The organism is Microcystis sp. (assembly GCF_048564745.1).
Taxonomy (GTDB): Bacteria; Cyanobacteriota; Cyanobacteriia; order Cyanobacteriales; family Microcystaceae; genus Microcystis; species Microcystis ichthyoblabe_A.
The window spans coordinates 1-8,644 of record NZ_JBLZRT010000090.1; the positions used below are offsets into that span (position 1 = coordinate 1).

Sequence of the window (8,644 nt, forward strand, 5' to 3'; positions counted from 1 at the left end):
TGAGGTAGTCAGTTACCTAATTTTCAGGGAAAAAGTACCTGAATTTTACCCCCGATCCCTCCAATGGTCGGCACTTTTTGAGGGAAAAAAAGTCTAAAAGCCTTATCCAACAAGGTTTTTAGATTTATTCAGCAAGCCCTAGTTAAAACCCGATGGCTCTGGATGGGTAAGATAGGGATAGAGAATTCCCCAAATAACCATCGAGATAGTCGATCTGGCTAGGATGAAACTAGCCAGATCGAGACAGAGCTTAATTATTGCAGCTAGGGGCATTTTAGCCCGTAATTCCGCCCCCGATTGGGGACGATGGATAATCAGGGAGGCCACCGCACCGATCGCCGTCCCTGTACCGATAATGATGAGGGTGCGTCGCCTTAAATTCCTGACTCCTAAGCTGGATAGATGCGAATACGGCGATTCGGTTCCTCTCCGAAGCTATCGGATTGGAGACGGTAATGTTCCACTAATTCGTGCTGCATTTTCCGCACTTTCGCCGAGCGCGGCAGTAACTCCACCGGTTGGCCGGTAGGGATAACGATTTGTTCCACCGCTAACCGGGCCTCCTCCAAAGCTTCGATCTCGTCATCACTACCGCTGCGGGCAAATAAACGCAGATCCGCACCTTCCTGATTCATCGGGTCATCAATGCCCAAAATCCGCTTTAAACCGCGAGAAATTTGGGGCAGGGTATTGGATTTGATGCCATGGATGGGAATTTGTCTTACTTTGGCAATTTGCCGCAATTTTGACTGATTTTTAACGTGGGAACGCAGGGCCAGCACCGCATCGGCCCCCTGTAAATCTTTGGTTAACACGATCGGCAAATCTAGGGCCTGTACTACCTGTTCGATCGGAGCGCGACTAACCCCGTAGGGATAGACATAAACCGGCCAATCTTCGCCATTAGGACCGGGGACGCGGACTTTTTCCGTTTCCGGTTCTTCCTGTAGCCAAGATTGTTCGAGGAGGCGATCGAAATCGTTTTCCCGGTTGAGAGGGCCCGCAGGGAAACGGGCCACGGGGGTCATCCGGCCATCGGCCCGCCATCCCTTGGGTTTATCCATTTCTGGCAGATAATTGCCGCGCAAAGGGGTGAGGTTTTCCGGTTTTGGTTCTTCCTGAGCGACCTGTACTTTTCCCTCCTCATCTACCCAACGGATTTGGGCAATTGCTTCCCGTCCCCGCAGCAGTTGGTCGATAGTGGTGGATACGTCCTCGTGAATCACCCAGCGCTGACGTTCCAACATTTCGATGGCAATCTCAAAGGTGGGGGGTGCTTTGCGTTCTAAAACGGTCTTCTGAGAACCCCGGCGGCGTGCTTCTTCGTCTCCGAGAGTTACTGCCTGAATTCCCCCGACTAAATCCGATAAAGTCGGGTTTTTAATTAAATTTTCTAATTGATTGCCGTGGGCGGTTCCCACTAACTGCACCCCGCGTTCGGCGATCGTGCGAGCGGCCAGAGCTTCTAATTCCGTACCGATCTCATCAATCACGATTACCTCTGGCATATGGTTTTCCACCGCTTCGATCATGACCTGATGCTGTAATTCCGGACGGGACACCTGCATCCGACGAGCGCGACCGATGGCCGGATGGGGAATATCTCCATCTCCGGCGATTTCGTTGGAGGTGTCGATAATTACTACCCGTTTGTTAAGATCGTCGGCTAAAACTCGGGCAATTTCCCGGAGAGCGGTGGTTTTCCCCACGCCCGGACGACCGAGCAGCAGCAGGGATTTTCCTGTTTCCACTAGGTCGTTAATCAGGGTGATCGTACCAAAAACAGCCCGACCGATACGACAGGTTAAACCGATAATTTCCCCGTCTCGATTGCGAATGGCACTGATGCGGTGCAGGGTGCGTTCAATCCCAGCGCGATTATCACCGCTAAAACTGCCCACCCGGGCGATCGAATACTGGATTTCTTCTTTTGAGATCGGTTCGTCTCCCAGATCGATCGCCCCATCGGGAAAACGCGCTTCTGGTATGCGTCCCAAATCCATAACTACTTCGATTAGTTGATGCTGCCGCGGGTGTTCCTCGATTTTGCCGCGAATCCGAGCGGGTAGAATTGCCAAGAGTTTGTTTAAATCGTCGGTCACTGGCATCCGAGAGGAGGGTAGGGTTTCTGGCATTAATAGTAAAGGGTTTTGGCGATAATTGGCTGTTTTTATTTCCAGGATTTTCTTGGGGTCTAACACATTTAGGGGTTAGTTGTCAATTAAAAAAATATTATAGTTTTTTGACCAAGGCTAGGCTTGTAATTGAGCAACCACCATAGAAGCCCCTTTAAGGGCTTCTTGGTAAGATTGGGGGTCATTTTCAAGGTTAGGCTGGTCTAAATGCTCTAAAATTGGCAAAATCAATGAACGGGCGTAACTTCCATAGGCAATACCAGCGATTTTTTCTCTCAGTCCCAGTTGCTGTAATTTGGTCACGGTGTGGTCATTGGTTCCCCCGGCTAACTGCACAAATCCGGCTAGATTGCTGGAAAGGACTTTTTTGGCCATATTAATGGCCGGGTGGGTGGTCCCTTTGCCGATATCGCCACTCATCGGTCGGCCGTCCGTCTGCCAAATCAGAGGACAGCTTAGGGGTGAAATAGTTTCTTGCAGATAGTGGAGGTAATCAATGATATATTCATGATCTTGGCAACTTATGGCCAGGATTTTTAAGTTTTTAGTTAAAGGTGCGATCGCTTGCCAGAGTCGAGCAAATTCCTCTCCATGACCGACTTGGGTATGAATTTCGATCGCATCGACTCCCATTTCGACAATTAAGGGGATAATTTCTGCGGGTTGACAGACACGGGATCTTGTCTCGATTATTTGCTCTGGACAAACGGGTAAGCAGCGACCGCAACCATAACAGCGCTGTTCAATCACTCCCCCCCCATCAATAGCATAAGCGGGACAGATTTTTTCGCAGGGACGGGGACAATCGACCGGACAGAGTTGCGGGTTAAAGACAGCTTTACGAAAGTGGGGATCTTCCCCATCATTGAGACTGACCATCAACCAAGGTCGTTGATTGGCAGGGAATCCGGCGATTTTGGCGGCGGTTTCCATGCCTTCCTTGGCCGCAAGGATCACGGCTCGATCGGCAGCCACATCAATACAATCGGCCCCGGCGATAGTATAGGCCAAGGCGAGGTTGCGAATCGTGGGCAAATCTTGGTAACTAGCTCCACAGATGAGCTTGAACCAGTGACCCGCAACTAGGGACTGTAAGGGAGAGGGGTTTTTATCTAGCACTTTTTTATCCTATCGCGCCCAGCCCCTAAATGTCAGCCCTGTGCTGCTCTGATTCTGACTAAAGAATGATTATTAATTCTTCTTGGACGAATGCCATCGGCCTCTACATTGAACTATAAACCCAAACGCTGCTTTTGACGGGCTTTATAGGAAGCTAACAGCCAGATAGAGCCAGAAATCAAAGAAGGAGCAAGGACGAAAAAAGTGGCCATGGTCACGGGATGTTCCCGGGCCCAGACCCAATAAATCATCACGGCAAAAATCAAGCCACAGTAAGCTAGTCCTAGAAAGGGGATGCCAATGACCAAAATGGCGAATCGAGTATCTTTATCCATAAAATATCGTGATGGCAGCGAAAATTTGGCTGATGGGTTCCGCTTGTCCCTTTCTTTACTTATAATCTTCTTTCTGGGATTGCTTGGGGAAAAATAAGGTATTTTTTAGAATTAGGCGGTGATTATTGGGAGGCCTTCCTTGCCGAAAGAAAGATTAGATTTATTATTAGTAGCCAAAAATCTCTGTGATTCCCGTCAACAGGCACAGCGATTAATTCGCGCTGGAGAGGTGAAAGTCAATCATCAAATCATCGATAAACCGGCCACAGAAATCGATCCAGAAGCGGCGATCGAGGTTAAGCAGAAACTGCCCTATTTGTCAAGGGGGGGCGAAAAATTAGCCAAGGCCTTAGAATTGTTTGCCATTGATGTCAGCGATCGCATTTGTTTAGATGGAGGCATTTCCACGGGGGGATTTACCGATTGTCTCTTGCAAAAAGGGGCAAAACGGGTTTATGGGGTCGATGTGGGTTATGGACAAGTGGCCTGGAGTTTACGGCAGGATCAACGAGTTATTTTACTAGAAAGAACTAATTTTCGCTATTTAACCCCAGAAAAGTTATACGGACAGGAAAAACCCGCCGATTTAGCAGTTATGGATCTGTCCTTTATTTCTTTGACCAAAGTTTTACCGACCCTGTGGACGCTATTAAATCCACCGCGAGAAGCGATTTTATTAGTCAAACCCCAATTCGAGGTGGGACGGGAAAAAGTCGGCAAAAAAGGGGTAGTTCGCGACCCCCAAGACCAAGCAGGGGCAATTTTTCAGGTTTTACAGGCCGCAGAAGTCTTAGGATGGTTCTATCGGGGTTTAACTTGGTCTCCCATTACCGGACCTGCGGGTAACGTCGAGTATCTTCTCTGGTTATCCACCGATACCGGCCCAGTTAGTCCCAGTTTAGCCGCGATCGCAGAAATCACCCAAGCAGCGATCGAACAGTTTTAACCCCGGTGTTTTGTCAAGGAAGTGGGGTGTGGGGTGTGGGGTGTGGGCTTCGGCCGTGAGCTCAGCGTTCGACCGAGCTCACGCCGAGGTCCGAACGGGTGTGGGGTGTGGGGAGATGTATTCTTACATACAAAAACGATGATCGGGGAGTTCAATATATCGGAAAATGGGAGGGATAACCCGAAAAATTCTTGTTAAATCATGTTAAGTCCCGTAGAGACGATTAAAATTCTCGAAAATCATCCCGATCGCACTTTTCCAACTGGTGAAGTTATTTTTGCCGATGGCACGGAGGGCGAGTTAATGTACGGTATTCTTAGCGGAGAAGTGGAGATGTATATCAAGGGACAATTGATAGAAACTCTACAAAAAGGGGAAGTATTCGGAGCAGGAGCGCTCCTGCACCCAGATAAACTGCGAGAATCCACAGCTATCGCTAAAACTGATTGTAAATTAGCCTATCTCAATCAACCGCAGTTTTTATTTGCCGTGCAGGAAACCCCCATGTTTGCGATCGAAGTGTTAAGAAGTTATTCCGATCGCTTTCGCAAGTTAAAAAAAATCTTCACCAGTGAAGCATAGAGGAGCAAAAGAAAGCCATACCCCGAAAACTATTGACCGAAAGTCTCACCGATAGTTAAACGGGAACCATTGACCAAATCCCCACCAGAACGCGGAGGTTTTCCCGATAATTGCACTTCTTTCAATAATAATAAACCCGCTCCCGTCTGCACTACTGGCCCGAAATTTTTCCAGAGAGCCACGATCGATCCCACTTCTCCGCTTAGATGAGAAAGGTCTTTTGTCTGTAATTCTGGAGGCAGTTGACTAGGATCGTCTAGGGGAATAGTGGCCATCACTTTTAGGGGTTGTCCCCGGAAAGTGGTCAGCGCATTAGGATAAAAACCCCGGACTCGATCGTGAATTGTCCGGCCCGAATCTTGCCAGGGGATTAGATAGTCGGATTTCTCAATTAAAGGGGCATAGGTGGCATCGTCGTTATTTTGAGGAATTGGGGTAATTTCCCCTTGATCGAGCTTAGAGAGGGTTTCTAGGAGCAAATCCGCCCCTATTTGCCCTAGGGTTGCTCCCACCTGTTCGGCATTGTCCAAAAGAGCGATCGAGGTGTAGGCTTTCAGTAACATCGGTCCGGTGTCCATGCCCGCATCCATTAACATGGTAGTAATGCCGGTTTCTTTTTCTCCCCTAGCGATGCACCACTGCACGGGGGCTGCTCCCCGATATTTCGGTAAAATTGAGCCATGAACGTTAATACAGCCTAATCTCGGCATCTCTAGAATTTCTGGGGAGAGAATTTGTCCGTAGGCAACCACCACAAAGGCATCCGCTCGCGATTGTCTGAGAAAATTTAAGGTTTTAGCATTTTTTTTCACACTTTTGGGCTGCAAAACCGGTATTTGCTGTTCTATGGCTATTTGTTTCACCGGTGAGGGGGTTAATTGATTACCCCTTCCCCGGCGCTTGTCCGGTTGGGTAACGACGGCAATTATTTCTATATCGGGATTGGCTAATAATTTTTTTAGGGTGGGAACGGCAAAAGTAGGGGTTCCGAAAAAAACAATACGCATGGGAAAAGGGGGGATTTTTCAGTTATCAGTGTGCAGTAACCATTAACGACTAACTATGCCAGACCATTGGATTTTTTTGGCTTTTTCCCGACGATAGGAGAAAAAATGATCTTCTTGTTGATAGGTGCAAAAAGGAGCGATCGCAATTTGTTCATCCCTAATTCCTAACTGTTGTAGTTGATGATAAATCACCCGTCGCACGTCCAAGCGAACTTTTCCTTTTTCCTCGTCAGCAAATAAGGGGGAAGGGGAGAGGTTAAATAAATTCCCCAGAATTTGGTCGGGATTGGTTTCTTGAGGAAATAAACTTAAACCCACTTCTGCGGCAACTTCTCCATCGACTTGATACACTTCCCCGGCAATTGCCGGCCCCAGGGCCAAGACTAAGTTATCTAAACAACTACCGGAGTTTAATAACTGCTTAACTGCTTTGACAACTATTCCCTTAGCTGTCCCTCTCCATCCAGAATGAATCGCCACCCCAACACCCGTAGAGCGATCGCCTATTAGTACGGGCGTACAATCAGCACTGGCCACCCAAATCCCTTGACCGGAAGCATCGGTGATAATTCCATCCGCTTCGGCCATTTCTGGGTTAGCAATCCCTTGGGGATTTAATAGGCGATCACCATGTACCTGTTTGACCCGATAAACCGGTACATTTGCACCTAAAGCGTCCGTAAAAGCTTCCGGGGTTTGGGGGTAATAATGACGGGTAAAAAAGCCGTGGGACCAATCCTCTAGGAGATTACAGGTAAGATAGGGCAATCCTTGCCATGTTTGCCATTGCCACAGAGAAGTCTCGGTTAATCGCACATCGATCGCTACATTGGTCACAGTCTAAGCCTCTCTGGCTGCAATAATACCTTATTCTCTCCTATCCTAGTTCTGAGCTTGGCTAAACGGCAACGGAAGATTATTACTTAAAACCCTTGACAAATGGCGAGACTTGCTTTATACTTTTTATATAATGGGAATCCGTGCGCAAATATATATAGGGTTTTTGGGCAAAGATAAGAGAGAAAAAAATAGCCTGAAAAATCGGGTTGGCTAGAGATAGGGGTAAAGGTATGAAGACGGAAAATTTCTCTCCCCGACAAGCATTAAACAAAGCATTATTCGAGATTCGCGACAGATTGGGGAAAGGGCAGATTTAATTTTAATGTTATGTGGGGATGAATATTATCCAAATACCTCTAATCAGGGGATTATGGCAATAATCGAGGATTTATAGTTCTCCTTTTAAGGTTTTATCTAGGATACTGGGAAACAGTGCGTCTAATTCTTGGATGGCTTTTTTTCTGAGTTGTTTCATCTCGTTGATGACGATTTCTTATTCTAAATCCCAATTTTCACTCATATTCACCCTCACCTATAAACAAATCATAAAACAAAGAAACCGAAATAATAACCGTTTGTTCTAATTCTATCATCTCCTCAAAATCCCGATCACCAGTAATCAAAAAATCCGCCTCACTAACCCTTGCTAAAGCGATAACCTTAGCATCTTTCGGATCCCTTGTAAAGTCAACATTAACATTAACTTCTATTAACTTTGTGCTATTTTCAATTAAAGTTAACCATTCTGCTTTCTTGGTATCACGTAGTTTTAACTTCTTTCGCTGTAAAACTTCTCTATACTCATCTAAAATTTCCTGTGATACTATCCAATCATAATCAGCATGACTAATAATAAAATTAATCACCTTTTCTGGTTTTCCATCAGCAACCGCCGCAGAAATAAGGATATTTGTATCAATAATAACTCTCATTCTCCTCTCCGATAAGCTTCAATTTCCGCCGCAATTTCTTCATCGGTTAACGGATTATCAGCGTGTAAAGCTTGGGTTTCTTGGCATAAACGCTTAAATTCTTCTGCTAACCTTACTTTTTCAGGATCAATCGGTTTGTCCTTATTTTGTTCCCGTTCTTTTCGATACTTCCTAATCTTTTCTTTTAATAAAGCTTTTGCGGATTCTGTCCCTTTAACATAATCGGGTAATATAATTTCATCCTCCTGTTCTTCTAATAGCTGAAACGCTTTAGAGATAACCTCTTGAGGGGTATTATATTTACCAGTTTTCAGTTGTCTTTCTAAAAACTGTTCCTGTTCAGGGGTTAACGTAATTTGTATCATAATTACCAAATAGTTTGAAGATTAGATAAAGCTTGAATATAGTAGAAACCTTAATCTGACCCTGATGCCTAACAACATTTTCTTTATCCTGATTTAAAACCCCCTTAATCTCAGCCATCAACCACCTGATTCTTGCATCCTTTTTCATAATAGCACTCAGCAACTGTTCGGGGGGCAAATGTTCAAAATCTTCCAGGAACTGGGGACGTGGGGAGATTTTCAGAAAAACCCTTGACAAATGGCGAGACTTGCTTTAGACTTTTTAGATAATGGGAATCCGTGCGCAAATATATATATAGTTTTTGAGCAAAGATAAGAGAGAAAAAAATAGACTCCAAAACCGGGTTGAGTAGGAATAGGGATAAAGGTATGAAGACAGAAAA

At 46.0% G+C, this 8,644-nt stretch carries 10 protein-coding genes; 2 read left to right on the forward strand and 8 right to left on the reverse strand.

The window, feature by feature from the left end; translation table 11 throughout:
- Window positions 1-138: 138 nt before the first annotated feature.
- The 4 genes from ACOCD9_RS11160 to ACOCD9_RS11175 form a co-directional block, all read right to left on the reverse strand.
- A complete protein-coding gene (locus tag ACOCD9_RS11160; protein WP_419547478.1) occupies window positions 139-327 on the reverse strand; it encodes a hypothetical protein in 189 nt (62 codons plus the stop codon).
- Between the two features lie 62 nt (window positions 328-389).
- Window positions 390-2,201 carry a R3H domain-containing nucleic acid-binding protein gene (locus tag ACOCD9_RS11165; RefSeq protein WP_419547479.1) on the reverse strand — a complete coding sequence of 604 codons (1,812 nt, stop codon included), beginning with the start codon at window positions 2,199-2,201 and terminating at the stop codon, window positions 390-392.
- Window positions 2,202-2,252: 51 nt separating this feature from the next.
- The gene (gene ldpA, locus ACOCD9_RS11170; protein WP_419547480.1) at window positions 2,253-3,254 is read right to left on the reverse strand and encodes a circadian clock protein LdpA; all 1,002 of its coding nucleotides are present in this window, start codon (window positions 3,252-3,254) and stop codon (window positions 2,253-2,255) included.
- Window positions 3,255-3,367: 113 nt separating this feature from the next.
- Complete coding sequence (locus tag ACOCD9_RS11175) at window positions 3,368-3,589, reverse strand: hypothetical protein (protein ID WP_002736250.1); 222 nt, start codon at window positions 3,587-3,589, stop codon at window positions 3,368-3,370.
- Window positions 3,590-3,728: 139 nt separating this feature from the next.
- On the opposite strand from ACOCD9_RS11175, the gene ACOCD9_RS11180 reads away from it, so the two are divergent.
- Window positions 3,729-4,535: a TlyA family RNA methyltransferase gene (locus tag ACOCD9_RS11180; RefSeq protein ID WP_287704050.1), complete on the forward strand. Its 807-nt coding sequence runs from the start codon at window positions 3,729-3,731 to the stop codon at window positions 4,533-4,535.
- 201 nt (window positions 4,536-4,736) lie between these two features.
- The gene (locus ACOCD9_RS11185) at window positions 4,737-5,117 is read left to right on the forward strand and encodes a cyclic nucleotide-binding domain-containing protein (RefSeq protein WP_287704048.1); all 381 of its coding nucleotides are present in this window, start codon (window positions 4,737-4,739) and stop codon (window positions 5,115-5,117) included.
- Between the two features lie 29 nt (window positions 5,118-5,146).
- Here the strand turns inward: ACOCD9_RS11185 and fmt are convergent, their stop codons facing one another.
- The 4 genes from fmt to ACOCD9_RS11205 all read right to left on the reverse strand — a co-directional run bounded on the left by fmt (window position 5,147) and on the right by ACOCD9_RS11205 (window position 8,261).
- On the reverse strand, window positions 5,147-6,124 hold the full coding sequence (fmt, locus tag ACOCD9_RS11190) for a methionyl-tRNA formyltransferase (protein WP_419547481.1): 978 nt from the start codon (window positions 6,122-6,124) through the stop codon (window positions 5,147-5,149).
- Window positions 6,125-6,166: 42 nt separating this feature from the next.
- Entirely contained in the window at window positions 6,167-6,961 is a 795-nt protein-coding gene (pgeF, locus tag ACOCD9_RS11195; RefSeq protein ID WP_287704044.1) for a peptidoglycan editing factor PgeF, read from the reverse strand.
- Window positions 6,962-7,476: 515 nt separating this feature from the next.
- Window positions 7,477-7,896 carry a putative toxin-antitoxin system toxin component, PIN family gene (locus ACOCD9_RS11200; RefSeq protein WP_287704041.1) on the reverse strand — a complete coding sequence of 140 codons (420 nt, stop codon included), beginning with the start codon at window positions 7,894-7,896 and terminating at the stop codon, window positions 7,477-7,479.
- Window positions 7,893-8,261: a ribbon-helix-helix domain-containing protein gene (locus ACOCD9_RS11205; protein ID WP_002803329.1), complete on the reverse strand. Its 369-nt coding sequence runs from the start codon at window positions 8,259-8,261 to the stop codon at window positions 7,893-7,895. The genes ACOCD9_RS11200 and ACOCD9_RS11205 overlap by 4 nt, the downstream gene beginning before the upstream one ends.
- Window positions 8,262-8,644: the final 383 nt, after the last annotated feature.

Coding starts and splice junctions, on each gene's coding strand:
- ACOCD9_RS11175 (WP_002736250.1), bottom strand. CDS start 3,589: ATGGATAAAGATACTCGATTCGCCATTTTGGTCATTGGCATCCCCTTT.
- ACOCD9_RS11185 (WP_287704048.1), top strand. CDS start 4,737: ATGTTAAGTCCCGTAGAGACGATTAAAATTCTCGAAAATCATCCCGAT.
- fmt (WP_419547481.1), bottom strand. CDS start 6,124: ATGCGTATTGTTTTTTTCGGAACCCCTACTTTTGCCGTTCCCACCCTA.
- ACOCD9_RS11200 (WP_287704041.1), bottom strand. CDS start 7,896: ATGAGAGTTATTATTGATACAAATATCCTTATTTCTGCGGCGGTTGCT.
- ACOCD9_RS11205 (WP_002803329.1), bottom strand. CDS start 8,261: ATGATACAAATTACGTTAACCCCTGAACAGGAACAGTTTTTAGAAAGA.